The sequence below is a fragment of the Synechococcus sp. CCY9202 genome (genome assembly GCF_034931685.1).
GTDB lineage: Bacteria > Cyanobacteriota > Cyanobacteriia > PCC-6307 > Cyanobiaceae > CBW1002.
The window spans coordinates 74,401-99,680 of the sequence record NZ_JAYGID010000119.1; the positions used below are offsets into that span (position 1 = coordinate 74,401).

The 25,280-nt window shown below is 65.9% G+C and carries 25 protein-coding genes and 1 tRNA gene; 16 read left to right on the plus strand and 10 right to left on the minus strand.

The genetic code is table 11. From position 1 onward, the window contains the following. Positions 1 to 89: 89 nt before the first annotated feature. Complete coding sequence (locus VB777_RS14815; protein ID WP_416238367.1) at positions 90 to 872, plus strand: helicase DnaB; 783 nt, start codon at positions 90 to 92, stop codon at positions 870 to 872. A 37-nt stretch (positions 873 to 909) separates the two neighbouring features. Here VB777_RS14815 and VB777_RS14820 read toward each other — a convergent pair whose 3' ends face one another. Genes VB777_RS14820 through VB777_RS14830 form a run of 3 tightly spaced genes read right to left on the minus strand, consistent with a single transcriptional unit; the run spans position 910 to position 3,969 of the window. Next, positions 910 to 1,848: a peptidoglycan recognition family protein gene (locus tag VB777_RS14820; RefSeq protein ID WP_323249860.1), complete on the minus strand. Its 939-nt coding sequence runs from the start codon at positions 1,846 to 1,848 to the stop codon at positions 910 to 912. Next, entirely contained in the window at positions 1,845 to 3,611 is a 1,767-nt protein-coding gene (locus VB777_RS14825) for a M61 family metallopeptidase (protein WP_323249862.1), read from the minus strand. Before VB777_RS14825 ends, VB777_RS14820 begins: the two co-directional genes overlap by 4 nt. 13 nt (positions 3,612 to 3,624) lie before the next feature. Beyond that, positions 3,625 to 3,969 carry a DUF1257 domain-containing protein gene (locus VB777_RS14830; RefSeq protein WP_197170267.1) on the minus strand — a complete coding sequence of 115 codons (345 nt, stop codon included), beginning with the start codon at positions 3,967 to 3,969 and terminating at the stop codon, positions 3,625 to 3,627. 130 nt (positions 3,970 to 4,099) lie between these two features. Between VB777_RS14830 and purN the strand changes: the two genes are divergently transcribed. Beyond that, complete coding sequence (gene purN / locus VB777_RS14835) at positions 4,100 to 4,708, plus strand: phosphoribosylglycinamide formyltransferase (protein WP_323249864.1); 609 nt, start codon at positions 4,100 to 4,102, stop codon at positions 4,706 to 4,708. Here the strand turns inward: purN and argC are convergent. Beyond that, positions 4,647 to 5,735: an N-acetyl-gamma-glutamyl-phosphate reductase gene (argC, locus tag VB777_RS14840; protein ID WP_323249866.1), complete on the minus strand. Its 1,089-nt coding sequence runs from the start codon at positions 5,733 to 5,735 to the stop codon at positions 4,647 to 4,649. The two genes, purN and argC, sit on opposite strands and share 62 nt — an antisense overlap. A gap of 68 nt (positions 5,736 to 5,803) precedes the next feature. On the opposite strand from argC, the gene ribBA reads away from it, so the two are divergent. Continuing rightward, positions 5,804 to 7,474, plus strand: a complete 1,671-nt coding sequence (gene ribBA / locus VB777_RS14845; protein ID WP_323249868.1) for a bifunctional 3,4-dihydroxy-2-butanone-4-phosphate synthase/GTP cyclohydrolase II — start codon at positions 5,804 to 5,806, stop codon at positions 7,472 to 7,474. On the opposite strand, the gene VB777_RS14850 is transcribed toward ribBA, so the two are convergent. After that, positions 7,458 to 7,898, minus strand: a complete 441-nt coding sequence (locus VB777_RS14850; protein WP_197155864.1) for a peptidylprolyl isomerase — start codon at positions 7,896 to 7,898, stop codon at positions 7,458 to 7,460. The two genes, ribBA and VB777_RS14850, sit on opposite strands and share 17 nt — an antisense overlap. 193 nt (positions 7,899 to 8,091) lie before the next feature. Here VB777_RS14850 and mtnP point away from each other — a divergent pair, with 193 nt between their 5' ends. Continuing rightward, on the plus strand, positions 8,092 to 9,024 hold the full coding sequence (mtnP, locus tag VB777_RS14855; protein WP_197170269.1) for an S-methyl-5'-thioadenosine phosphorylase: 933 nt from the start codon (positions 8,092 to 8,094) through the stop codon (positions 9,022 to 9,024). On the opposite strand, the gene murQ is transcribed toward mtnP, so the two are convergent. Genes murQ through dnaK form a run of 4 tightly spaced genes read right to left on the minus strand, consistent with a single transcriptional unit; the run spans position 8,994 to position 13,871 of the window. Then, the gene (gene murQ, locus VB777_RS14860) at positions 8,994 to 10,040 is read right to left on the minus strand and encodes an N-acetylmuramic acid 6-phosphate etherase (protein ID WP_323249870.1); all 1,047 of its coding nucleotides are present in this window, start codon (positions 10,038 to 10,040) and stop codon (positions 8,994 to 8,996) included. The two genes, mtnP and murQ, sit on opposite strands and share 31 nt — an antisense overlap. Continuing rightward, positions 10,037 to 10,441, minus strand: a complete 405-nt coding sequence (locus VB777_RS14865) for a DUF3110 domain-containing protein (protein WP_197155869.1) — start codon at positions 10,439 to 10,441, stop codon at positions 10,037 to 10,039. Before VB777_RS14865 ends, murQ begins: the two co-directional genes overlap by 4 nt. A gap of 59 nt (positions 10,442 to 10,500) precedes the next feature. After that, entirely contained in the window at positions 10,501 to 11,529 is a 1,029-nt protein-coding gene (locus VB777_RS14870) for a DnaJ domain-containing protein (protein WP_323249883.1), read from the minus strand. 47 nt (positions 11,530 to 11,576) lie between these two features. Next, entirely contained in the window at positions 11,577 to 13,871 is a 2,295-nt protein-coding gene (gene dnaK / locus VB777_RS14875) for a molecular chaperone DnaK (RefSeq protein WP_323249873.1), read from the minus strand. A gap of 162 nt (positions 13,872 to 14,033) precedes the next feature. Between dnaK and pstC the strand changes: the two genes are divergently transcribed. The 3 genes from pstC (at position 14,034) to pstB (ending at position 16,851) form a co-directional block, all read left to right on the plus strand. Further along, the gene (pstC, locus tag VB777_RS14880) at positions 14,034 to 14,987 is read left to right on the plus strand and encodes a phosphate ABC transporter permease subunit PstC (RefSeq protein ID WP_197170272.1); all 954 of its coding nucleotides are present in this window, start codon (positions 14,034 to 14,036) and stop codon (positions 14,985 to 14,987) included. Positions 14,988 to 15,062: 75 nt separating this feature from the next. After that, positions 15,063 to 15,974, plus strand: a complete 912-nt coding sequence (gene pstA, locus VB777_RS14885) for a phosphate ABC transporter permease PstA (RefSeq protein WP_322758707.1) — start codon at positions 15,063 to 15,065, stop codon at positions 15,972 to 15,974. Between the two features lie 61 nt (positions 15,975 to 16,035). Continuing rightward, positions 16,036 to 16,851: a phosphate ABC transporter ATP-binding protein PstB gene (gene pstB, locus VB777_RS14890; protein ID WP_197155877.1), complete on the plus strand. Its 816-nt coding sequence runs from the start codon at positions 16,036 to 16,038 to the stop codon at positions 16,849 to 16,851. A gap of 631 nt (positions 16,852 to 17,482) precedes the next feature. Here the strand turns inward: pstB and VB777_RS14895 are convergent. Continuing rightward, positions 17,483 to 17,569 (minus strand) — tRNA-Ser (locus VB777_RS14895). 89 nt (positions 17,570 to 17,658) lie between these two features. Here VB777_RS14895 and VB777_RS14900 point away from each other — a divergent pair. The 9 genes from VB777_RS14900 to VB777_RS14940 all read left to right on the plus strand — a co-directional run bounded on the left by VB777_RS14900 (position 17,659) and on the right by VB777_RS14940 (position 25,157). Next, the gene (locus VB777_RS14900) at positions 17,659 to 18,027 is read left to right on the plus strand and encodes a 2Fe-2S iron-sulfur cluster-binding protein (RefSeq protein WP_197170274.1); all 369 of its coding nucleotides are present in this window, start codon (positions 17,659 to 17,661) and stop codon (positions 18,025 to 18,027) included. Beyond that, entirely contained in the window at positions 18,024 to 18,971 is a 948-nt protein-coding gene (locus VB777_RS14905) for an inositol monophosphatase family protein (RefSeq protein WP_322758705.1), read from the plus strand. Before VB777_RS14900 ends, VB777_RS14905 begins: the two co-directional genes overlap by 4 nt. 47 nt (positions 18,972 to 19,018) lie before the next feature. Further along, complete coding sequence (locus VB777_RS14910; protein WP_322758704.1) at positions 19,019 to 20,197, plus strand: ATP phosphoribosyltransferase regulatory subunit; 1,179 nt, start codon at positions 19,019 to 19,021, stop codon at positions 20,195 to 20,197. Positions 20,198 to 20,271: 74 nt separating this feature from the next. After that, on the plus strand, positions 20,272 to 20,496 hold the full coding sequence (locus VB777_RS14915) for an indolepyruvate ferredoxin oxidoreductase subunit alpha (RefSeq protein WP_197155886.1): 225 nt from the start codon (positions 20,272 to 20,274) through the stop codon (positions 20,494 to 20,496). Positions 20,497 to 20,721: 225 nt separating this feature from the next. Further along, positions 20,722 to 22,671: a molecular chaperone HtpG gene (gene htpG / locus VB777_RS14920; RefSeq protein ID WP_323249875.1), complete on the plus strand. Its 1,950-nt coding sequence runs from the start codon at positions 20,722 to 20,724 to the stop codon at positions 22,669 to 22,671. Between the two features lie 120 nt (positions 22,672 to 22,791). Beyond that, entirely contained in the window at positions 22,792 to 23,028 is a 237-nt protein-coding gene (gene rpmB, locus VB777_RS14925; RefSeq protein ID WP_197155889.1) for a 50S ribosomal protein L28, read from the plus strand. A gap of 70 nt (positions 23,029 to 23,098) precedes the next feature. Next, on the plus strand, positions 23,099 to 23,650 hold the full coding sequence (locus tag VB777_RS14930) for a peroxiredoxin (protein WP_197155891.1): 552 nt from the start codon (positions 23,099 to 23,101) through the stop codon (positions 23,648 to 23,650). Between the two features lie 24 nt (positions 23,651 to 23,674). Next, on the plus strand, positions 23,675 to 24,589 hold the full coding sequence (locus VB777_RS14935) for a metallophosphoesterase (protein WP_231605310.1): 915 nt from the start codon (positions 23,675 to 23,677) through the stop codon (positions 24,587 to 24,589). A 271-nt stretch (positions 24,590 to 24,860) separates the two neighbouring features. Further along, the gene (locus VB777_RS14940) at positions 24,861 to 25,157 is read left to right on the plus strand and encodes an MliC family protein (protein ID WP_323249877.1); all 297 of its coding nucleotides are present in this window, start codon (positions 24,861 to 24,863) and stop codon (positions 25,155 to 25,157) included. The last annotated feature ends 123 nt before the right edge of the window (positions 25,158 to 25,280 follow it).

A 25,280-nucleotide genomic window follows, 5' to 3' on the forward strand; every position in this document is an offset into this window, starting at 1 on the left:
GCTCAGGGCCAGGCACCGCAGAACATTCCGCGTCTCCCGCCACCGGACGACCTGGTCGGAAGCGTCGACGTGAGCTTGCAGCCGCCACAGTGCTGCTAGCCACCGCCTTGGGTGGTGTTGGCGAAGCGCAACACCCCCTGGAATCCCTGATCAACGTTCCGGATCAGAGCAGCACCATCAGCGGCGACAGTCGCGCTGCTGTCGGCTCAGTCACTGAGGGCCAGCGGGTCAATCCGATCGATTTCACCCCCGAGGAACTGCGGGAGTTGCAGAAGCGCTTCGGGGTCCATGGACCTCAGCCACGCCTGGCCCAATTGCTCACCGAAGGCCTCGACCAGCTCGAACCGCTCCGCTCCCACACCCTCACCCGCCTGGAGGAGCTGCGGCCGGTGATCCTGAGTGAGTCCCTGCGCCGCCGTGTCAATCCGATGCTCGTGGCTGCCGTGCTGTTCGATGAAATGCAGCACGCCAAGCCAGGCGAAAGCCACCCGATCGCAGCCCATTCCGGCCTGTTCAGCACTCTCGGCCCAGCCCAGCTTGGATTAGGGGAGATGGTGCACCAGGGCCTGCTCCCTGCCGATGCGACACCGGAGCAATTGGAGGCGGCTCGCGATGCGTTGCTGGACCCGGAGCAGAACGTGACCCTCTTGGTGGGCAAGTTCGAGCGCCTCCAGAAGGAACTGGAACTGACCACTCCCCTCCCGCCGATCGCGAGCCGCTCCCCCCACGAAGCCAAGGCTCTCGCCACCCTGGCCTACCTGCACAACGGCAAGCTGGACTATCCCGCACGGGTGCTGCGCTACATGCAGGACCCTGAGCTCCACGCCCTCCTCTACGGCAACCGCCGCAAGCAGCTCCCTCCGCTGATCTGATCCAGCAGCTCTCAGGTTCAAGACCGCTGGGCTGGCCTCAGCGGGGTGGACAGAGCATCCCGAGAGCCGCCAGCCGGACCTCAAGTGCCCGCCAGTCGAAGCTGCGGGGATCGCCCCGCTCACCGCCCAGATCCACGTAGCGGTGAGTGGTGATGTTCTGGGCCGGAAAGCCAAACCGCCGCATCCAGTCGGTCAGCACCACGGCCATGGCGTCGTACTGGGCGGAGCTGTAGCCGCTGTGGGCTGGGTCGTTGTCTTCACCATCCAGCGGCGTTTCGAGGCTGAGATGCAGAGCGAAGTTATTGACCGAGCCACTCACCCTGGGATTGGTGATCACCCAGAGGCCATTGAAGGCGGAATTGCCGGCCCCGAAGGCCCGCAGGGACGGATCCACCGTGTTCAGCACCGCGCCATCACCGCCGATCAGGGTGTGGTAGCTGACCTGGTCATCGTCGTTCGGATGGGGGGTGAGGAAGGTGTTGAGGGCCGAGCCGATGCCGTAAACCGTCTCATGCAGCACCACCACCTTCGGGGTGGAATCCACCGGATTGCCGAAGGCATCGTGATCGAAACGTTGGCCGAAATTGCTGGGATCAATGGCCACGCGATGGGGCGTGTTCTGCAGAACAACCAGGCGATTCTCCAGGCGCTGGCGCAGGGCCTCGGCAGGTGGCGCGCAGGAGGGGCGCAAAGGCGAACGCCAGGCCTGCCTCTGGGGTGGTGGTGGAGCCTGACGCCGGCCTGCTTCCGGCGCCATCGGCGGCTGGCGGACCTCCTGAAGAATCTCCAGCAGAGAGGGGCGTCCCTCCGCGCCGCTGGCAGAGGCGATCAGCTGGCGCGCCATCCAGCCCAGTCCGCCCAGGCCAAGCAGCCCGGCAGCAGCGATGGCCACCAGGGCCGGAGGGGCGATCACGGTGGCAGAGGGAGAGCTCCAGCGGCGCCAACGCCGCCGCAGCACCACGCGGGCCCGCCTCATGGCACCACCCCGAACCAGGCGGTGCGTTGGGCAAGGGCAGCGGCCCCGGCGGAGGGATCCGCTTGCAAAGACCAGCTCTTCACCGCCGGCGGCCCCGGCTGCAGCCAACAGGAACGGACCAGTCCATCGCGGCAGACCAGCAACTCCAAGGCTGGGATCGCTGCGACCGGAGCCCCAGCCTCGTCCGCAGCTGCATTCCAGGCAGGACGCAGGGGATCGTTCCAGATGGTCTCCAGATCAGCGACAGCCCGGAGACGCTGGCCATCCACCGCCAGAAGCTCATCGCCCACATCAAGGCCGGCCTGCTCGGCCGCGCCGCCCCGCACCACCCCCTTGACGCGGATCACCCCGGGGCTCGCCTCATCAACAGTGATCCCGAGATCGGGGTGATCCTGCAGTTCCGGCAGCAGCTGCAGGCCCACACTGGCAAGGTAGCCATCCAGATCCGGTTCCTCCGCCTCGGTCGTGCCCTCAAGCCAGCGAGGCAGCAGGGCAGCCAGATCGGCAGCCTCAGCAGTGAAGGCTTCAAGCAGATCGGCCTCGCGGTATCCCCGTCCGCAGCGACCGAGCATCATCCAGAGCCTCCGAAGCACCCGGGCCAGGCAGGAGCCGGAGCGCCGCAGGTGCAGATCGAGCACCAGGGCGAGCACAGCACCCTTGAGGTAATAGCTCACCTGGTTGTCGGGGGAATAGGCATCGGCTCGATAGAGCTTGACCCAGGCCTCCTCACTACTACTCCGCAGGCTTTGCACCCGCCGCCCTCGATTGAGGCGGTACCGGCTCAGGTCGGCACCGAGATCCTCCAGCAAGGCGGTTTCGTCGCTGCAGCCGGCCAGCAGGGGCAGGAATTGGTCGAAGTAACTGGTCACGCCCTCGGCAAACCAGAGGGTAGGCACGATTGCAGCAGTGCCGTAATCGATCGGCGTCAGTTCCGCCGGGCGCAGGCGCCGCACGTTCCACTGGTGCAGGTATTCGTGCGCCACGAGCTGCAGCAATTTGCGCCGGCCATCGGGCCTGGCCAGGGCACGGCGGCCGTACTGCAGCACGGTGCTGCGGTCGTGCTCCAGGCCGCCATAGCCATTGTCCAGCAGATGGAGCACGAACAGATAGTCCGGCGCTGCCGGTGCCGCTTCGCCCATCAGGCGGCAGCAGGCCAGGCAGACCTTCTCCACATCGCTCAGCCAGGCCTGATCCAGTGCCGGCAGATCACCGCCCCAGCCCACCCAGCGGTGGGGCACCCCAGCCACCGTGAAACCATGGCAGGGGTGGGGACCGGCTTCGACCGGCGTGTCGATCAGCTGATCAGCATCGGAGGCGCACCAGTGGCCCCGGTCGTTGCGCGGCAGGGGCACAAAGGGCTCCCACCCGTCCGGCAAGCGCAGCTCCAGGTCATGGGGAGACCAGCGTTCGCCGTCCACCAGCAGGAGCACCGCCGCCAGAGCGAGAAAGCCGTGGTCGCTGGAGAGGTGACAGGTTCGCACCGTCAGCTCGGTGGCCTGGAGCGTGTACGCGATCGTCAGGTCTTCCGGACCCACCCCATCAAGCTGCCAGAGACTCGGCCCCAGCCGGCGGGGCTGCAGAACTCGGGCGGCCTGCACCACCTGCAAGCCCTCCAGGTGGCGCACGTACTCCCGCAACAGATAGGAACCGGGTGTCCAGCGCGGCAAGCTGAAACGGAGGCAATCCGTTCGCGGTTTGAACGACAGCCTGGCCCGCACCAGGTGCTGATGGGGCTCCGAAAGATCCAGCGTCAGCAGAGGCACCGGCAGCCGCGGATCAGGGAACGAGCGTCACGCTGGCACCATCAAAGGAGGCCTGGGCTTCCAGCAGGGCCAGGCGGCTGGCGTAGTGGCGGGTGAGCTCGGAGAGGAGGCGCTGCAGCGTTCGCGAACGGCTGATCCGCTGGAGATCGCCCACAAGGGCGAGGCTTCCATCCGCAGCTGGAGCCCAGCCCAGAACGCCGTGAGAACCAAGCTTCACCTGCAGTTGCACTGGCTCACTCTCGCCGGCGAAACCCTTGAGAACACCCCCCCAGCGGGGCTCAAAACCCATGGAAGTCAGACTGGCTGCCAGGCAATCGACATCGCGCAGCACCGTGGGCAGGATGGAGAGATGGGACATGGACACCAGGCCCGCTTCGTCGAACACTAGCGATTCCGGACTGGCAATCCAGTGGCCATTGCCACAACCGCCGTCCCAATCCCAGCCCCGATCCGAGTCTGAGCGGCATCCTCCCCTGCGGCTGGGGGTGATGGCGTCGGGCAACGGCACCAACTTCGAGGTTCTGGTGCACGCCTGCCGCAGCGGGGTGCTGCACGGCACGGTGGAGCGTCTGGTGGTGAACAACCCCGGTTGCGGCGCGGCGCAGCGGGCTGAGCGGCTGGGCATCCCCTGCCACACCCTCGACCATCGGCTTCAGCCCAGCCGCGAAGCGCTCGACAGGGCCCTGAGCGAGAGCTTCCAGGACGCGCAGGTGGACCTGGTGGTGATGGCAGGCTGGATGCGGATCGTCACACCGGTGCTGATCGCCGCCTATCCCGATCGACTGGTCAACATCCACCCTTCACTGCTGCCCAGCTTCCGCGGCGTCGATGCGGTGGGGCAGGCCCTGGATGCAGGGGTGCGACTGGCGGGCTGCACCGTTCACCTGGTCTGCGAGGAGGTGGACAGTGGCCGGATCCTGATCCAGGCCGCCGTTCCGGTGCTCGACGGTGATGATCGCGCCAGCCTCGCTGCGCGTATTCAGATCCAGGAGCACCGCATCCTGCCGCTGGGGGTCGCCATCGCCGCCCAGCGTCTCAGGGGTAGAACGGCAGCAGGGGGAGCCCAGTGGCGGCCGGCAGGCCCGCCATCAGGTTGAGGCACTGCACCCCCTGGCCCGCCTGGCCCTTGATCAGGTTGTCGACGGCGCTCATCACGATCAGCTGGCCGGTGCGCGAATCAACCTGCACGCTGATCAGAGCTCGGTTGGTGCCCCGCACCCATTTGGTGGAGGGATAGGTCCCCACCGGCAGCACCTCGACGCAGTCGGCATGGCGGTAGGCGGCGGCCAGCACGGTGGTGCAGTCGTCGGCGGTGAGGCCCGGATCCCGCAGCCGCCCGTACACCGTGGCCAGCAGACCCCGCACCATCGGCATCAGGTGCGGCGTGAACTGCAGCTGGATGGCACGCCCGGCAGCTTCACCGGCCAGCTGCTCGATCTCACTGGTGTGGCGGTGACCCACCACGCCGTAGGGGGCCACTGCTTCGCTGGCCTCCGCCAGCAACAGGTGCTCCTTGGCGGCCCGACCACCGCCGGAGGTGCCCGTCTTGGCATCGATCACAATGCCGCGGGTCTCGATCAGACCCTGCTGCAGAAAGGGAAGCAGGCCCAGCAGGCTGGCGGTGGGGAAGCAGCCGGGCGCCGCCACCAGCCGGGCGCCGCGAATGCGCTCTTCCGCCCACTCCACCAGCCCATAGACCGCCTCCTGGCACAGATCGGTGTCGCTGCGGGGAACCTGGCGCGCTTCGGTGGCGTAGACCTCCTGCCATTGGCTGAGGGAGCGGTAGCGGTAGTCGGCGGAGAGATCGACCACCTTCACGCCCCGCTCCAGCAAAGGCGGCACCAGTTGGGCTGCCAGGCCATTCGGCAGGCTGAGCACCGCCAGATCCGCCGCCGCCGCGATCGCCTCGGGATCGGGTGACTGGACCACGGGATCCCCCGGCAAGGGAAGGAACGGCACCAGATCGCGCCAGCGCTTGCCGGAACTGCGTTCACCGCCGAGGTAGGTCACCTGCAGCTGCGGATGCTGATGCAGCAACCGCAGGGTCTGCAGACCGCCATAGCCGGTAGCTCCGATCACCGCCACCCGGGCAATGGTCGCGGCAGGGACTGAGGAGGGAGCCATGCCGAATCGGCGGGAACGCCAGATCGTACCGGGCTCTATAAAGGACTATTGCGACTCGGTCGCTGGCCTTGACCGCCCTTTCCGAACCGTTCCAGCTCGAGGCCATCGCCTTCGACGCCATCGCCGACGCCCTGGCGGCCATCCGCAACGGCGAATCGATCGTGGTGGTGGACGACGAAAACCGCGAAAACGAAGGCGACCTGATCTGTGCCGCTCAGTTCGCCACCCCCGAACAGATCAACTTCATGGCCACCGAGGCCCGGGGCCTGATCTGCCTGGCCATGGAGGGGGAGCGGCTCGATGCCCTCGATCTGCCCCTGATGGTGGATCGCAACACCGACAGCAACCAGACGGCCTTCACGGTGAGCGTCGACGCCGGCCCGGAAAACGGCGTCAGCACCGGCATCTCCGCCGAAGACCGGGCCCGCACCATCCAGGTGGCGATCCATCCCCACTCCCGGCCAGCGGATCTGCGGCGCCCGGGCCACATTTTTCCCCTCAGGGCCCGTCAGGGCGGGGTGCTGAAGCGGGCTGGCCACACGGAAGCGGCCGTGGACCTGGCCCGCCTCTCCGGCCTGTATCCCGCCGGAGTGATCTGCGAGATCCAGAACCCCGACGGCTCCATGGCCCGCCTGCCCCAGCTGGCGCTCTACGCCCGGCGGCATGGCCTGCGGCTGATCTCGATCGCCGATCTGATCCGCTACCGACTCGACACCGAACGCTTCGTCCGCCGCCAGGCGGAGGCCGCCCTGCCCAGCGCCTTCGGCACCTTCCGCGCGATCGGCTACCGCAACGAGCTCGACGGCAGCGAGCATGTGGCGATCGTCAAGGGCAGCCCGGAGACCTCCACTGGCCCGGTGCTGGTGCGGGTGCACTCCGAATGCCTCACCGGCGACGCCTTCGGGTCGCTGCGCTGCGACTGCCGGCCCCAGCTGGAGACCGCCATGCAGATGATCGAGGCCGCCGGTGAAGGCGTGGTGGTGTACCTGCGCCAGGAGGGCCGCGGCATCGGCCTGATCAACAAGCTGCGGGCCTACAGCCTCCAGGATGGGGGCCTCGACACCGTGGAAGCCAACGAACACCTGGGCTTTGCGGCAGACCTGCGCAACTACGGCGTGGGAGCCCAGATTCTCAGCGACCTGGGGGTGCAGCGACTGCGGCTGATCACCAACAATCCCCGCAAGATCGCCGGCCTGGGCGGCTATGGGCTTGAGGTGGTGGATCGGGTGCCCCTGGTGATGGATGCGGGCCAGCACAATGCCGCCTACCTCCAGACCAAGCGCACCAAGCTCGGCCACCTGATGGGCCGCGACTCCCACAAACCCACGGCGGTGCTGGCCTGGCGCGGACAGAGCGATGAAGCCGTCCTTGCCCGGCACATGGAGTCCCTGGAGGTCTGGGCCAGCCGCCGGGAGGTGCTGCTGGAACGGGAGGAACACGTGCGTCTGCTCGCCCTGTTGGATCAGCCGCAGCTGGCGGTGTTGCTCACCGCCACGGCGGGCGAAGCCCTGGAGGCAGGGGTGCTGATCGAGGCCTTACAACTGATGGCCAGCTGGGAGGCCACCGCGGCGGTGAGCCTTCTCCTGGCCCCGGATGCTCAGCGCACCGCCCACCCCAGCGCCCTGCTCGAGCCAGAGCATCGGGACCTGGTGGCCCTGCGCAACGCCCCGGCCCCCCGGCTGACGCTCGAACCCAATGCCTTCCTGCACTGGGCCGCGCCGGTCACTTCTGAATGGTGACCGTGTTGATGCGGCTGCCGTTGCGCAGTGCCATCACCACATCCATGTTGCCGGTGTGACCGAACACGGTGTGCACCCCATCGAGGTGGGGCTGGGCACCATGGCAGAGAAAGAACTGGCTGCCACCGGTGTTCTTGCCTGCATGGGCCATCGAAAGGCTGCCGGCCTGGTGCTTGTTGCCGTTGATCTCGCAGGGGATCGTGTAACCGGGGCCACCGGTACCGGCCATGCCACGGGCACCTTCGCGGGAATTGGGGCAACCGCCCTGGGCCATGAAGCCATCAATGACGCGGTGGAAGGCAAGACCGTCGTAGAAGCCCTCTTCGGCCAGCTTGACGAAATTGGCGACGGTGCCCGGTGCATCGGCATCGAACAGTTCCAGCTCGATCGTGCCGGCGTCGGTCTCCATCACGGCTTTGGTCACAGGGAAGCAAGCAGAAAGGAGGACTGTATCGAGCTCGCCCTGCTCCGCCGGGTCGTCGCAGCGGGGGATCACCGCCCGGTCGCCGGACTCCGGTGCCGTGGGGTAGAACAGCCGCAGTGATTCACCCAGTTTCGGCCCGCAGGGCTTGACGATTCCAGGCACTAAGGCCCTTCCCTCGCCAGATTTCTTTTCGATGGCCCCACTCTCTGCAAGCACCTCCTCACGGGACGATCTGGCCAGTGCCCGGATCGGCGTTCTGGGAGGCAGCGGGCTCTATGCCATGGATGGGCTGGAAGACGTGCGTGAGATCACGGTCGACACCCCCTACGGTCCCACCTCGGACGACCTTCGGCTCGGGCGGCTGGGCAACGCCGAGGTGGTGTTTCTGGCACGCCACGGCAGGCATCACACCTACACCCCCACGGAGGTGCCTTACCGCGCCAACCTCTGGGCCCTGCGCTCGCTCGGGGTGCGCTGGATCGTGTCGGTCTCGGCGGTGGGGTCACTGCAGGAGCACTTCCGCCCGCTCGACATGCTGGTGCCTGATCAGTTCATTGATCGCACCCACCAGCGGCCGCTCACCTTCTTCGGTGAGGGCGCCGTGGCCCATGTGGGCGTGGCTGATCCGTTCTGTCCCACCCTCAGCCGCCTGCTCTCCGATGTGGGTGACAGCCTGATGCCCGGTGGCCGGGCCCTGCATCGCGGCGGCACCTATCTGTGTATGGAGGGACCCGCCTTCTCCACCCGGGCTGAATCGGAGCTTTACCGCAGCTGGGGCTGCTCAGTGATCGGCATGACCAACCACAGCGAGGCCCGCCTGGCCCGGGAAGCGGAGATGGCCTACGCCACCCTGGCGATGGTGACCGACTACGACTGCTGGCACAACGACCATGCCTCGGTCAGCGTCGAAATGGTGATCGACAACCTGCGGGCTAACGCGACCCTGGCCCAGCAGATCGTGCGCATGGCCGTGGAGCGGCTCGGTGAACTGCGCCCGCCCAGCACCGCCCACCATGCGCTGCGGCATGCGCTGATGACGCCCGCCGATCAGGTCCCCCCGGAAACCCGTCGCCGGGTCGATCTGTTCACCACCCCCTACTGGGGAGCCTTCGAGGCGGCGGCCTGAACCTCAACCCCTGGCGCCAGGTCCACCCCTGCAACGGCCAGAGTGGCCCGCAGGGAGGGACCATGCTGATCCAGCAGGCCACGGGCCACCTCAAGGGTTGATGCTGCGGCAGAGGCGGCAGAACCCTGTTCAGGGGCGGCATCACCGGCTGCGTCTCTGTTGGCTGTGATCAGGGCCGCCAGCAGCAGGGCCAGCTTCACGGATCCACCGGTCAGATCCAGCAGCTCGGCACCCTGCTGCCGGTCGACGCCAGCCAGATCCCGCAGGATGCGCAGGGCCCGATCCTCAAGCTTGCTGTTGGTCACCGCCACATCCACCATGCGGTTGCCGTGCACCTTGCCCAGCCGCACCATCACGCCGGTGGAGAGGATGTTGAGCGCCATCTTCGTGGCTGTGCCGGCCTTGAGACGGGTGGAGCCGGTCAGCAGCTCCGGTCCCGTGAGCAGGCGGATATCGAGGTCGCAGGGCATGGGGGCCTGGGCGGCGGGCACGCAGGCCATGGCGATGGCCATGGCACCGATCTCGAGGGCATAGGTGAGGCCGCCATGCACGTAGGGGGTGGTGCCTCCCGCGGCGATCCCCACCAGGCAATCGGCGCCGCTGAAGCCGCGGGCCTCAAGATCCTGGCGGCCCGCCTCGGCCAGATCCTCCAGGCCTTCCGAGCTGCGCAGCAGGGCCGCGGCTCCGCCGGCCAGAACCCCCTGCACCAGCTCGGGCGGGGTGCAGAACGTGGGTGGGCACTCCGCCGCATCGAGCACACCGAGACGGCCTGAAGTGCCGGCACCCAGATAGAAGAGGCGGCCGCCGGCACGCAAACGATCGGTGATGGCATCGATGGCCTGGGCGAGGACCCCGGCGGCGCCGGCCACAGCCCGCTGAGGGCCGCGCTCGTTCTCGCAGAACAGGTCCACCAGGGCATCGGTAGACAGCCGGTCGAGCCCCTCGCTGGCGGGGTTGGGCTGCTCGGTGAGCAGATGACCCCGATCGCTGCCCGTGCTGGATGGCTCCAGACTCACAACAGCCCCTCCAGCTGGCGGCGGAAGGCCTCCAGGTCGGCATTACCGGAGCTGATCGGTTCTGGAATCGCCTGCTCCAGCGCCTGCTCCTGCCACTGGCTCACGTCCATGTTGCGTTCAGGTGGAGCGATCAGCAGCCGCTCCTCGGCGGACTGGGGCAGGAATCCGGCCGGAACGAAGCGGGCCTCGTAACCGGACTGGTCACAGAACAGTTCCATCTCCTCCCGATCCAGCGCTTCCACCGTGGGAGCGGGGAAATCCTGGGCTTCGAGCAAACCGGCATAGCGCTCAGCGTCGTCGCGGTCCTCAAACAGCAGCACCACGGTGCGACCGCTCACCTCCAGGGAGTGGATGCCTTCACTCTCGCTACCGGCATCGAAGAGCAGAACGTGCACCGCCATGGCAGGCCAACCAGAACCTGGTCAGTGTCTCACTGATCCGAATCTGCCTGATCGGCACTTCAGTGATCCGAGGCGGCCTCGGCGGCCAGCTCCCGCAGCCGGCGATAGAGCGCCTGCTCCGCATCGCTGAGCAGCTCGGGCACCAGCACCCGAACCTCCACGATCTGATCGCCGCACTGCTCCCCGAGGCGCAACCCCCGGCCCCGCAGGCGCAGCAGCCGCCCCGACGACGACCCGGGCGGAACCCGCAGCTTCACGGGTCCGTTCAGGGTGGGCACGACCGCCTCACAGCCCAGGGCGGCATCGGGCGGCTGGAGCTCCAGGGCGTAGGACACGCGCAGCCCATCGACCCGTAACCCCTCGGCGGTGCGAACGCGCAGCTGCAGGAAATGGTCGCCGCCACCGGGAGCAACTCCGGCCAGCCGCAGCCGCCAGCCATCCCCGGCCAGGGGCGGCGTGCTCACCTCCACCACCGTGCCGTCTGACAGCTCCAACTGCACCGGTGCCCCGCTGAGGGCCTGTTCAGGGGTGAGATCGAGCACCGTTTCCTGATCTTCGGCAAACAGCACCGGCGGCGGCGACGCGGCGGCGGCCGTCACCTCACCGCTCTGGCCATCAAGACCGGGATCCTCGGAATCGAGATCCCCATCCCTGCTGCGGCCGGCACCGAACGGCCCTCCCCATGTCGCGACCGAATCGGAAGGTTGGGGACCCGGAGCGTGGGCGGGGCCTGGAGCGTCCACAGGTTCCGTGTCCTCAACCTGCCTGCGCCGGTTGCGCCCACGACCGAACAGGGTCTCAAGGTAGTCATGGAATTCCGGAAAGCCCGTCGCAAAGGGATCAGATGACGACGCCCCGGCCGCATTTCCCTCGCCGGCTTCCCAGGTCCGGCGGCGCTGCGGATCGGACAGCACCGCGTAGGCCTCATTGACCAGCTTGAATCGCTCCTCGGCCACCGGATCATTGCCGTTCAGGTCGGGATGCCAACGGCGCGCCTGAGCCCGGAACGCCCGCTTCAGGCTGGAGGCGTCGCTGCCAGGCTCCAGCCCGAGCACCGCCCAGTGGTCAGGGGCGCTGCCGGCACCCATCATTGGCATCCCCATCGCTGGCATCCCGGTCTGCGCGTCTCCCAGGCTCAGATCTCGCCCCAGGGGTCATCGTCGCGCCACTCGGAGCGCGGCGGCCGGCCGGGGGGACGGGGTGCAGCGCGCCGGCGGCTCTCGTCCAGGCGGTTGTCTGGATCCTGGCGGTCGGGATCGCGATAGGCAGGTTCGCGGAGGTCATTGCCGCGGTACGGGGGAGGCTCTGGGTAGGCGGACTGGGAGTAGCCGGTCTCGGAATACGAGCGCTCCCTGGGAGCACGATCCATGCGCAGGCCCTGCTCACTCGGGAAGCCGCCGGAACCCCCCCAACGGCTCTCGCGAGGCATGGCCGATTCCCGATCGAGCCCCACGCCGCCAAGTCCACCATAGGCGCCGGAGCCCCAGCGATCGGCATCGGAGCGGCCAGCACGGCCGGGACCATCCCAGTCGTCCCAGTCGTCATCGGAAAACAGCTCATCCTTGAGGGAGCCGAGCGTGTTCTTGAGGCCCTGCAAGGGGCCGCTCTCGGCCTTGCGTTCACTCAGCAGACGGCGATTGAGGCCGAACAGGGCCTCCTGCAACTGGCTCACCGCCAGATCCAGTTCGCCGAGATCACCACCCGCCAGCAGATCCTGCACATCGCGAACCGCCAGCTCCACAGCCCGTTGCTGCCGCTCCGCCCCATAGGGCCCAAGCTCCAGGGCCGCATCCCGCAGTCGCCGTTCGGCCTGGGCCACCAGGGTCTGGGCGCGGTTGCGGCGATCGACCTCGGCCCGTTTGCGGCGATCCTCGCCAGCCTTCTGCTCGGCCTCCGCCAGCAGGCTCTGAATCTCATCCTCGCTGAGGTTGGAGCCCCCCTGGATCGACACACTCTGCTTGCGGCCCGTGGTGCGGTCGGTGGCTGACACCTGCAGCAATCCATTGGCGTCGATGTCGAACGAGACCTGCACCTGGGGCACCCCCCGCGGCGCTGGCGGAATGCCGGAGAGGCGAAAACGCCCCAGCGACTTGTTGCCCTCGGCCATCTGCCGCTCCCCCTGCAGCACGTGGATCTCCACGGAGCTCTGGTTCGATTCCGAGGTGCTGAACACATCGCTCTTGCGCACCGGAATCGGCGTGTTGCGCGGGATCAGCACCTTCATCACCCCGCCGATCGTCTCGAGGCCAAGCGACAGCGGCGTGACGTCGTTGAGCATCAGATCGCGCAGCTCACCGGTGAGGATGCCGGCCTGAACAGCGGCTCCGATCGCCACCACCTCATCGGGGTTGACCGACTGGCAGGGTTCCCGCGGGATCAGGGTGCGCACCATCTCCTGCACCATCGGCATGCGGGTGGAGCCCCCCACCAGCACCACGTCGTCGATATCTTCTGAGGCAAGGCCGGCATCCCGCAGAGCCCGCTGCACCGGTCGTAGCAGCCGATCGAGCAGATCCGGGCAGAGGCTTTCGAACACCCGCCGCTCCAAGGTGGTCTCGATATGGAGGGGGCCATCCGGGCCCGTGGCAATGAAGGGCAGGGAGATGGGCGTGCTCTGCACGCCGCTGAGCTCCTGCTTCGCCTTCTCTGCCGCCTCGGTGAGCCGCTGCAGCGCCTGACGATCGCGGCGCAGGTCGATGCTGTGATCGCTCTGGAAGGCATCAGCGAGCCAGTCGACGATGCGGCGATCCCAGTCGTTGCCACCCAGCTGGGTGTCGCCGCTGGTGGCCTTGACATCGAAGACCCCGTTGGCGATCCGCAGCACCGACACATCAAAGGTGCCGCCTCCCAGGTCAAAGACCATCACCCGCTTGGCACTGCTGCGATCGAAGCCGTAGGCGAGGGCAGCGGCGGTGGGTTCGTTGAGGATTCTCTCCACGGCGATGCCCGCCAGCCGGCCGGCATCACGGGTGGCCTGGCGCTGGGCGTCGTTGAAATAGGCGGGCACGGTGATCACCGCCGCCTCCACCGGCTCGCCCAGGTAGGTGGCGGCATCGTCCACCAGCTTGCGCAGGATGCTGGCAACCAGCTCTTCAGGGGCGTACTCCCGCTCGGTGGCAGGGCAGACAACCCGCACATTGCCGGCCTCGTTGGCCCGCACCGTGTACGGCACCGCCAGGCTGCCCTCATCGAGCTCATCCCAGCTGCGCCCCACGAAGCGCTTGAGGTTGGCAAAGCTGTTGCGCGGGTTGAGCACCAGCTGACGCCGCGCCAGCTGGCCCACCAGCAGCTCCTGGTCCCGGCTGAACCCCACCACCGAGGGGGTGGTGCGACCGCCTTCGGCACTGGCGATCACCTGGGGACGGCCACCTTCCAGCACCGCCACCACCGAATTGGTGGTGCCCAGGTCGATGCCCACGATGCGGCCCATGAATTCCCGTTGCGTGCCCCAAAGCTACCGACTCCCGCTGTGGCCACTCCGTTCAAGGGGAGCCGGGCCGTTAATCGGGCTTTAAACGGTGTGGACAACCCATTTCCTTAGATTCAAGGGGCGGTGCCGTTCGCACATCACCGTGATCTGCTCCGCCCCCCCATGACGACGGATTCCAGTAACGACGCCTTCACCCTCCGTCGTCGTCCGGCGTTCGAACGGTTTCTGGACATCGGCTTCCGCCAGCTCACCCTGGCCCTGGCTTCCGTGGTAGCCCTGTTGCTCCTGGGCATTTTCCTCACGATCGCCGAGGGCGCCCACGAGGCCATTGCCACCTTCGGCGCGAGATTCCTGGTCAGCTCCGCCTGGGATCCGGTCAACAATCAGTACGGAGCCTTGGTGGCCATCTACGGCACGATGGTGTCGTCCCTTCTGGCCCTGGCCATTGCCGTGCCACTGGGCGTGGGAACCGCGATCTTCATCACCGAAGACCTGATCCCCACCGGGCTGCGCAGTGCCATTGGTCTGATGGTCGAGCTCTTGGCTGCCATCCCCTCGGTGGTCTTGGGGCTGTGGGCGATTTTCGTGATGGAGCCAGCCATCCGCCCAGCCCTGCAGTTGCTGCATCGGCTGCTGGGTTGGACGCCGTTTTTTGACACGGTTCCCCAGGGACCGGGCATGGCTCCAGCGATCCTGATTCTGGTGGTGATGATTCTGCCGATCATCACGGCCATTTCTCGCGATGCGCTCAACCAGGTTCCCCTTGAGCTGCGTCAGGCCGCCTACGGCATTGGCAGCACCCGCTGGGGCGCGATCTTCAACATCATTCTTCCAGCAGCGATCTCGGCCATCGTCGGGGGGGTGATGTTATCGCTGGGCCGGGCCATGGGCGAAACCATGGCCGTGACGATGATCATCGGCAATTCGCTCAACTTCAGCTTCTCTCTGCTCGCTCCCGGCAACACAATCTCCGCCATGCTCGCCAACCAGTTTGGTGAGGCCTCCGGCATTCAGGTTTCGGCACTGATGTATGCGGCCCTGGTGCTGATGGTGCTCACCTTCGCTGTGAACGTCCTGGCGCAGTTGCTGGTACGACGCCTCAGCCTTCGCTACTGAGCGTCCTGCTTCGGCTTGATTCAGTGGTTTTCGTCCCAGCTCCCCCCACCCCCCTTGCCTTCCTCCTCTGCCCCCATGAGCAGCAGCACCATCGGCCCTGCGCAGGACGATCTGTTTGACCGACGGCCGCTGAGTTTCGATCCGGGCCTGAAACGCAACCGCAGTAATCGGCTGCTGACAGGCGTTGCCGGACTGTTTGCCGCCATCGCCATCCTGCCGCTGGTGTTGGTGATTTTCCATGTGCTGGTCCAGGGGGGCAGGCTTCTCACCCTGAGCCTGTTCACCGAACTGCCGCCGCCTCCGGGCCTGGACGGGGGAGGCATCGGCAATGCGGTGCTCGGCACGCTGGTCGTCACCTTGGTCGCTGCTCTGGTGGCAATCCCAGTGGGCGTCGGAGGGGGGATCTATCTGAGCGAATACTCGATGGGTGGCTGGTTCGCCCGGTTCGTGCGGTTCGGCAACGACGTGCTGGCCGGGGTTCCTTCGATCATCTGCGGCGTCTTCGTCTACGGCGCCATCGTCGCCTCACGCATTCTGTTCGACCGCAGCTACAGCGCCCTGGCCGGTGGCCTGGCCCTGGCCGTGCTGATGCTGCCCACCGTGATCAAGACCACCGACGAAGGTCTCAAGCTGGTGCCGCAGGAACTGCGCTGGGGTGCCTATGGCGTCGGCGCCTCCCGCTTCGTCACGATCGTGCGCATCACCCTGCCGTCGGCCTTCACGCCGATTGCCACCGGCGTGGTGCTGGCGATCGCTCGGGCCGCAGGCGAAACGGCTCCGCTGATCTTCACAGCCCTGTTCTCTCCCTTCTGGCCGGAGAGTCTGCTGAGCCCGATCGCGACGATGTCGGTGCTGATCTTCAATTTTGCGATCATGCCCTACGAGGCGCAGAACGCCCTGGCCTGGGCCGCCTCATTCGTGCTAGTGGTGATGATCTTGATCGCCAATCTGCTGGCCCGCTGGTTCAGCAGCATCGCCCAGAGATGAGTTCTCTTCTTCGTTTGTAGTACCGATTTACTCCCCGCCCGATTCCCCCCGCTCTGCTCCGATGACTTCCACGCTGCAAAAACCAAAGGCTCTCGCACAAGACATTTGCATGTCACTGCAGAACGTGACGATCTCCTACGGTAAGTTTGAGGCAGTCCGTAATGTCTACATCGACATCCCTCACGGCCAGGTCACGGCCTTCATCGGTCCATCCGGGTGCGGTAAGTCCACGGTTCTGCGAGCTCTGAACCGGATGAACGATCTGATCCCGGGCTGCCATCTCAAGGGCCGGGTAATCTTCGACAACCACGACCTCTACGAACCCCATGTGGATCCGGTCGAAGTACGCCGGAGGATCGGCATGGTGTTTCAGAAGCCCAATCCCTTTCCCAAGACCATCTACGAGAACATCGCCTTCGGTGCCCGGATCAATGGCTATCGCGGCGATATGGATGAACTGGTCGAGCGTTCCCTGCGCAAGGCGGCCGTGTGGGAAGAATGCAAAGACAAATTGCAGGAGAGTGGTCTCGCCCTCTCCGGCGGCCAGCAGCAGCGCCTCTGCATCGCCCGCGCCATCGCCACCGAGCCGGAGGTGATCCTGATGGATGAACCCTGCTCGGCCCTCGATCCGATCTCCACCCTGAAGATCGAAGAGACGATGCACGAGCTCAAGCGCAGCTACACGATTGTGATCGTCACCCACAACATGCAGCAGGCCGTGCGGGTGGCGGACATGACCGCCTTCTTCAATGCCGAGGCCGTGGAGGGTGGCTCCGGCAAGGTGGGCTATCTGGTGGAGTTCAGTGAAACTGAGCGGATTTTCAATGCCCCGGGGCAACAGGCCACGCAGGACTATGTTTCTGGCCGCTTCGGCTGAGTCAAGCGACCAGTGAATCGGCTCACGATGAAACTTGCTGCTGCCTTGGTCTTCTTCTGACGAGACTTGCTTCACCAGAATTGACATTCAATTGAATTCCGGGTGAGTTGAACCTCCACGATTGACAAGCCTGCGCCCGCTTGCCCATGGATTCCCTCACGATCTTCGGGGTAGCCGCGGTCGCGGTCATGCTGATCGCCTACATCCAGGAAGAGAGGGCGGCCGGCTGGATCCTGGTGTTTGCGGCTGGTTGCCTGGCCTCCGGCATCTACGGGCTTCTGGCGGGTGTCTGGCCCTTCATGGTGGCGGAGATGCTCTGGAGCGTGGTGGCCTATCGGCGCTGGCGGCGGCGTCGGATCCGGGATCGTTCAGCGGCGATCGAGGCAGGCAGCCTGGAACCAGCGCACAAGGGACAATGGGAGGAATCGCTCAAGATGCCGCCTCTGCAACCAACTGCGCCGCAACGACGACGATGGCAGGCATGCCCTGAAGCTCGCAATGTAAGGCGCATTCAAGGCCTAATCCGAATGAACTCAGACCACGATCGCCAGGATCAGGGGCAAGGATCACTGTGCAGACATCGCTCCGGTCATCCATAAAAAAAGCCGGCTTCAAGAGCCGGCGGAGGTAACGGAGAGGGAGGGATTCGAACCCTCGATAGAGTTGCCCCTATACAGCATTTCCAGTGCTGCGCCTTCGACCACTCGGCCACCTCTCCGGGGGCAAAATGGGGCAACCAAGTGGCAATGTAGCAGCAGGTCCGGCGGCTTCCCGCCCATCGACCCCGCCCCTCCAGCGTTCCTGTTCATGACCCGCAGCCATCCGATCACGGTCCACTGGCGTCAGGCCAACCGGGTGATCCGCAGGGAGGTGCCGGAAGGGGAGTACATCCTGCGTAGCTTCGAGCAGCAGGGTGAACCGCTGCCGTTCAGTTGCCGTAACGGCTGCTGCACGGCCTGCGCGGTGCGGGTGCTGTCCGGGGAGATCGACCAGCGCGAGGCCCTGGGGCTGTCGCGGGAGCTACGCGCCAAGGGCTACGGCCTGCTCTGCGTGGCCAGGGCCCTCGGACCGCTTGAAGTCGAAACCCAGGACGAAGACGAGGTCTATGACCTGCAGTTCGGTCGGTTCTTCGGCCGTGGCAAGGTGCGTCCCGGCCTGCCCCTCGACGACGAATGAGCGGTTCCACCAGCTCCCTGCCCACCGCCCCGTCGAACGCTCGGACCGATGGTCTCGTGAGTCCGCCGCTGTCGGTGTCCGGTGACGCCCTGGCGGCCTCGGGCCTCTCCCTCGGCGAGCTGGAGCGGTTGGTGGCCATCGCCCGCCGCGCCGCCGAGGCCGGTGGCACCCAGTTGCGGCGCTTTGATGGTCAGCTCGAGCAGGTCCGCGAGAAGGGTCGCGCCGGCGATCTGGTCACCGAGGCTGATCTGGCCGCCGAAGCCGCCGTGCTGGCCTTTCTGGAGGCGGAAACACCCCAGATCGGAGTGCTGGCTGAGGAGAGCGGTCGCCGCCAACGCTCCGGCGATCTCGAGTGGTGTGTGGACCCTCTGGACGGCACCACCAACTACGCCCATGGATTTCCTTTTTATGGCACCTCCGTGGGCCTCACCTGGCAGGGCCAGCCGCTGCTCGGCGCTCTGGCCGCACCGGGCCTTGATCAGCTCTACTGGGCCGCACCGGGCCTGGGCTCCTGGTGCAATGGTCACCGACTGCAGGTGAGCCCCTGCGGGGGACTCAGTGACGCTCTTCTGGCCACCGGCTTCGCCTACGACCGCACCACCCGGCTTGATAACAATTACGCCGAGTTCGCCTACTTCACCCACCGCAGCCACGGCGTGCGGCGCGCTGGTGCCGCCGCCCTGGATCTGGCCTTTGTGGCGGCAGGACGGCTGGACGGTTACTGGGAGCGCGGCCTGTCCCCCTGGGATCTGGCCGCCGGCGTGGTGCTGGTGGAACAGGCCGGTGGCTTGATCAGCAGCTACGACGGCAGTCCCTTCGATCTCAGCAGTGGTCGCCTGATCGCCTGCGGCCCCCAGCTGCATGGTGGCCTGGTGGCAGGCCTGGCCGCCTGCCGTCCGCTGAGCGGCGCCAGCTTCGGAGCCCCTGAGCTGGATGGCCCCTGACGGTGCGGTCCATAGGATCGCCCAGCCTTCTCCCTCGCCCGATCGCCATGGCTCTGCAACCCGCCGCCGGCGCCCGGGACCGCCACCCGCGCGAGGTGGAGAGGAACCGCAGGCTGGTGGAGCTGCTGGCTGGTGTGTTCCGCCTCTGGGGGTATCAGGAGGTGGACCCCCCCACGATCGAGCGGATCGACACCCTCGAAGCCGGAGGCGCCATCGCCACCAGCGAGATGGTTCGGCTCGCCTCCGACGATCCGCTGGCCCTGCGTCCTGAACTGACAGCCTCGATCGCCCGGGCCGCCAGCACGCGCCTGGCCGGCCGGCCACGGCCCCTGCGGCTGTGGGCCAGCGGCAACACCTTCCGCAGCGTGATCGCCGATGGCGGCGACCAGCGGATCAGCGAACAGGTGCAATGCGGCGTGGAGCTGCTGGGGGAGCCCTCCGCCGCGGCAGACACGGAACTGCTGCATCTGCTGCTCGCCGCAGCCGCCACCCTGGGATTGCAGCCCCACCACCAGCCCCGGTTGCTGGTGGGGCACCACGGCATCCTCTCGGCCCTGCTGGCATCGATTCCTGTCGAGCAGGCTGGTGCGGTGCGACAGGCCCTCACCAGCTTCGATCCCCTCGCCCTTGACCAGCTAGCGCTGCTGGGAGGGCAGCGCAGCCAATTGCAGCAACTGATGCGGCTACGGGGAGAACCCACGGCGGTGCTGTACCAGCTCGAGCAATGGCTCGGGCCGATCGAGCCGCTCAACGAGCTCGCCCAGACCCTGGCCAGCGTTGCACCGATGGCGGCATCACTTGGAGTGGCCCTGCAACTCGATCCCACCTTTCAGCCTCACTTCGCCCTGTACGACGGCCTGGTGATCAAATTGGTCTGCCAGGCTGCAGACGCCCCCCGCGACATCGCCAGCGGGGGGCGCTACGACAAGCTCGTGGGGCGCTTCTGCAGCGATGCCGGCCAGGCGGCGGGGGTGGGTTTTGCCTTCGCGATCGATGCCATCCGTGACCTGCTGGGCAGCGCCGCCTCTGGCGGTGACGCCGAGCCACGCTGGCTGGTGAGCTGTCGCACCAGCGCTGGCCTGCCGAAGGCGTTGCAGCGGCTCCAACAACTGCACGTGGCCGAAGAAGCGGCGGAACTGGGCCCGAAATCCTGTGCCAGCCAGGCCGAGGCCGACACCATCGCCCGCGAGCGCGGCTGTCGTGGAGCCATCTGGCTGCCGGACTGAATGCCCCGGAGTGGCCGGAAGCACAGAGGCCCAAAGCCAATCCTTAGGATCAGTGCCCACCGGTTCAACCCTGCATGGCCCACACGATCGTCACCAATGTGTGCGAGGGCGTGGCCGACTGCGTCGATGCCTGCCCGGTGGCCTGCATTCATCCCGGCCAAGGGGCCAACAGCAAGGGCACGGGCTTTTTCTGGATCGACTTCGACACCTGCATTGACTGCGGCATCTGTCTGCAGGTATGCCCCGTGGAGGGGGCCATCCTTCCGGAAGAGAAACCCGAGCTCCAGCGAGCAGGCTGAGGCTGCGGGGATCCATACGGCAGCGTGTCTCCCGCTTCCCAGGCACCTGACCCCCAACAAGAACAAGACGGTTGAGAGGCCGAACCGACCTTCTCGAGTTGTGGTGGCTTCAGTGAGGTTGTCCTGATGGCATCAAGCGACAAGTTCGGAGACCCCTCCCTCTGATGGCTTGAGCAGTTCACCACCAGGCCTCTACGGTCAGCAGCAGTGATCCAAACCTGACCAATGCCGGTGCTGGAAGAGACAGGCCAGATTCAGATCCATACAGAAAACATCTTCCCGATCATCAAGAAGGCCGTCTACAGCGGTCATGAGGTGTTTCTGCGGGAACTGGTGAGCAACGGCGTCGATGCCATCAGCAAGCGCCGCATGGCCGCCATGGGCGGCGATTGCAGTGAAGGTCCGGAAGGCGAGATCCAGATCCGCATCGATCGGGACGCCAAGACCCTCACGATCAGCGACAACGGCATCGGCATGACAGCCGATGAGGTGAAGCGCTACATCAACCAGGTGGCCTTCTCCAGCGCTGAAGACTTTCTCGAGAAATACAAGCAGGAAGACGACGCCATCATCGGCCACTTCGGCCTCGGCTTCTACTCCAGTTTCATGGTGGCCAGGCAGGTGGAGCTGGTCTCGCTCAGCGCCCGCGACGGCAGCGAGGCCGTGCGCTGGAGCTGCGATGGCTCGCCCAATTTCAGCCTCGAGAGCGCTGAGCGCAGCGAGCCGGGCACCGATGTGATCCTGCACCTGATGGAGGAGGAACTCGAATACATCGAGCCCTCCCGCATCCGCACCCTGATCACCACCTACTGCGACTTCCTGCCGGTGGCGGTGCAGCTCGAGGGTGAAACGGTGAACAAGCGGGAGGCGCCGTGGCGCAAAAGCCCCCGCGAGCTGAAGGATGACGACTATATCGAGCTGTATCGGTATCTCTACCCCTTCCAGGGTGACCCGCTGCTCTGGGTGCATCTCAACACCGATTACCCCTACAACCTCCAGGGAATTCTCTACTTCCCCCGCTCCAGCGGCCGGGCCGACTGGGAGAAGGGAGAGATCCGGCTCTACTGCAACCAGGTGTTTGTGAGCGACTCCATCAAGGAGGTGGTGCCGCGCTATCTGCTGCCCCTGCGCGGCGTGATCGATTCGCCGGATATTCCCCTGAACGTGAGCCGCTCGGCCCTGCAGACCGACCGACGGGTGCGCTCGATCGGCGGTTTCGTGGCCAAGAAGGTGGGCGACACGCTCAAGCAGCTGCATCGCGACGAACCGAAGCGCTACGCCGAGATCTGGGAATCGCTTGCCCCCTTCATCAAGATCGGTGCCATGGAAGACGAGAAGTTCGCCGACCAGGTGGCTGATCTGGTGCTGTTCGGCACCACGGCTCCTGCGGCTGAATCGCCCTCCAGCGATACCGATGACAACGCCGCTGCCGAAGCAACTGCCCTCGATCCCATCCCCACCGATGGGAAGACTTACACCACGCTCTCCGGCTATCGCAGCCGCCTCACTGCCGGCAACGACAAACGCATCCTCTACTGCACCGATGAAGCCGGCCAGGCCGGGGCACTGGCCCTGTGGCGCAGCCAGGGCGCCGAGGTGCTGCTGGCGGACACCTTCATCGACACCCAGTTCATCCCCTGGCTGGAACACCGCCACGAGGAGCTGAAATTCCAGCGGGTCGATGCCGAACTCGACGACAGCCTCAAGGAACAGGAGAGCGAGCTGGCCGATGCCGATGGCAAAGACGCCTCTGAGAAGTTGCGAGACCTGTTCCGCAGTGCCCTGAACGACGACAGGGTGACCATCCAGGTGCAGGCCCTCAAGGGCGACAGTGCCCCGGCCGCCCTGATCCTGTTGCCGGAACAGATGCGCCGTATCAACGACATGGACGCCCTGATGGAGCAGCGCCTGCCGGGATTGCCCGATCATCACGTGCTGGTGATCAACCGCCGTCACCGGCTTGTGGAGGGCCTGCTGAAGCTCTCCGCTGGCGCGGTTCTCACCTCGCCCGCCGCTGCGGCCAGCTCCCCCAGTCAGCAACTCTCCAGCGACCTGAGCCGCCATATCTATGAGCTGGCCCGATTGGCTGTGGGAGGTCTGGAGCCGAATCAGCTGGCGGGCTTCCAGCAGCGCAGCGGTGATCTGATGGGCCGGCTGATGGAACGGGGCCTCTGAAGCTGAATCCGGCCCTCCGGGCCAGCTTGAACCGGGGCCCCAACCATGCCTGGGGCCCCTTTGGTAAGATCTTCGCTTGGGCGTTGATGCCCGAGCGTTGTGTTGTTTCGGTAGAACGTCATGTCCCGGGTTTGTCAGCTCACCGGCAAGCGCGCCAACAACGGGATGGCCGTCAGCCACTCCCACGTGCGCACCAAGAAACTTCAGCAGGTGAACCTCCAGGAGCGACGCCTGTGGTGGGCCGAGGGCAAACGCTTCGTGAAGCTGCGGGTCTCCACCCGTGCCCTCAAGACCATTCAGAAGAAAGGCCTGGGTGCCTATGCCCGCGAACTGGGGGTCAACCTGGCCAAAATCTGAAGGGCATCAGCACCGGCCGCTCTGCTGGGGCAGCTGAGGCTGACGCCGCCATCAAGTTCTGAATCCTGCCATGCATCGCCGACCCCTTCTTCAAGGCCTGGCCATGGCGGCTCTTGGCCTGCTTGGACATCCCAGGCAGGCTTTTGCAATGGGAGGCACACTTCCTTCGCTCGATACAGAGGCTCCGGCCTTTGATCTTGAGGGCGTCGTGGCTGGAGCCATCATCCACCGCAGTCTCACCGACTTCGCCGGCCGCTGGTTGGTGCTCTATTTCTATCCCAAGGATTTCACCGGCGGTTGCACGCTCGAAGCTCGTGGCTTCCAGCGTGACCTGGCCGCCTTTGCTGCGCTGGACGCCAACGTGGTCGGCATCAGCGCCGATGATCCCGAGGCCCACGCGTCCTTCTGCGACAGCGAAGGGCTGGCCTTCCCTCTGCTCTCTGATCCGGGTGGCACCGTGAGCCAACGCTACGGCTCCTGGATCCCCCCATTCTCACAACGGCATACCTTTCTGATCGATCCGGCCGGCATCCTGCGGCAGCGCTGGGTGGCGGTTCGCCCCACCCTGCACAGCCAGGAGGTGCTGGCCGCACTGCAAAGCATTCAGGGCAAACACCCCTAGGGTGTCGGCTGCGATATCCGCCCCATGGCCCCGTTCCCCCGGAGTCTGCAAGGCCAGTTGCCTCGGCTGCGCCGCCGTCAGTTGCTCAGAATGTTGCCCTCTCTGGGCATCGCCATCGCAGCAGCGCCCTGGTTCATTCCCCGGTCTGGCCGGTCTGCAAGTCAGGGCCCGCCCACCAGATTGCGGGTTCTGGCGATCGCTGACAGCGGCAGCGGCAACGCCAATCAACAGGCCGTGGCCGATCGCATGGCCGCATTGCATCGCCGAGAGCCAGTCAATCTGGTGCTGATGGGCGGAGACAACATCTACCCAGACGGCAACATCAAGCTGGTGCAGTCCACCTTTGAGCGTCCCTACCGGGCCCTGCTTCAGGCGGGGGTGCCCTTTCATGCGGTGCTGGGCAATCACGACATCCGCACCGCGAACGGCACTCCGCAGCTCCACTACAAACCCTTCGGCATGGCAGGACGGTGGTACAGCCTGCGACGAGGGCCGGTGGAGTTCTTTCTGCTCGACACCAATGGCAACGCCGACTGGAACCGACAGTTACCGTGGCTTCAGAGTGCCCTGAGCGCTTCCAAGGCCCCCTGGAAGGTGGTGGTAGGCCACCATCCGATTTACTCATCGGGTCATTACGGCGACCAGCCGCACCTGATCCATCGACTCACACCACTGTTCAAACGACACGGCGTGCAGCTGTACATCAACGGCCACGAGCACAACTACGAGCGCACAAAGCCGATTGATGGCATCACTTACCTCACGGTGGGCGGTGCTGGGGCCTGGCTGCGACCGGTCAAGGCCAACGCCCGCAGCGCCCGGGCCGCCAGTGTCTACAGCTTCGCTGAACTCGATTTCACTCCCACCCAACTTGAGCTGCGGGCCTGGGACAGCAAGGGACAGCGTATCGATCAGGTGCAACTGACGGCGCAACCCTGAGCACGAGCCCGCGTTGTCAGCTCACAATCCTCAGCCCACAATCCAGGTGCACGACTTTCAGCGGTATAGCTGCCTGGTGCATGGTCTCCAGCGGCATGCTGTCCGGCGGTCCTGCATGAAACAGCCTGGCAACCAGAACCGCACGGCCTGATCTGTCGCCATGCTGATTTCTCTCCATTCTGATCCGTCTCCATGACGACTCTCACGCTTCCGAGACTGGTCGGGTCAAGCCTTGCCCTGGGTTTGTATGCCGCTGTTGCCGGGCTCGGCCATGGCCGCGTCTCTGAAAGGGCGGATTCCCCTGACCGAGGCGGCACCCCTGCGTGTGGAGCTGCGTGAACAAGCCCACTATCGCTGCCGCGGCGGCGGAGAGGTGAGAGCCAGCTATTACAGCCTCAACGACGACAGCCTTGCCTTTGTCCGCCTGATCTTGCCTGGGGGGAGCCAGCAGACCCTGCCCAACATCGTCTCCGGGTCGGGTGCCCGCTACAGCGACGACGCCTCAATGGTGTGGTGGGTCAAGGGCGATGGAGCCTTCGCACAGACCCGAGGATCAGATGGCAGCTAGTGTCCCGTCCTGGAAATAACAGCTAAAATCAGGGGTGTCACCCGAGGTGCCCTGTGGCGCTTGGTCGTCCGATGCCTCCGCTGGTCCTCAGCGAGGACGAAGCTCAGCAGTTGCGGGCCCTTG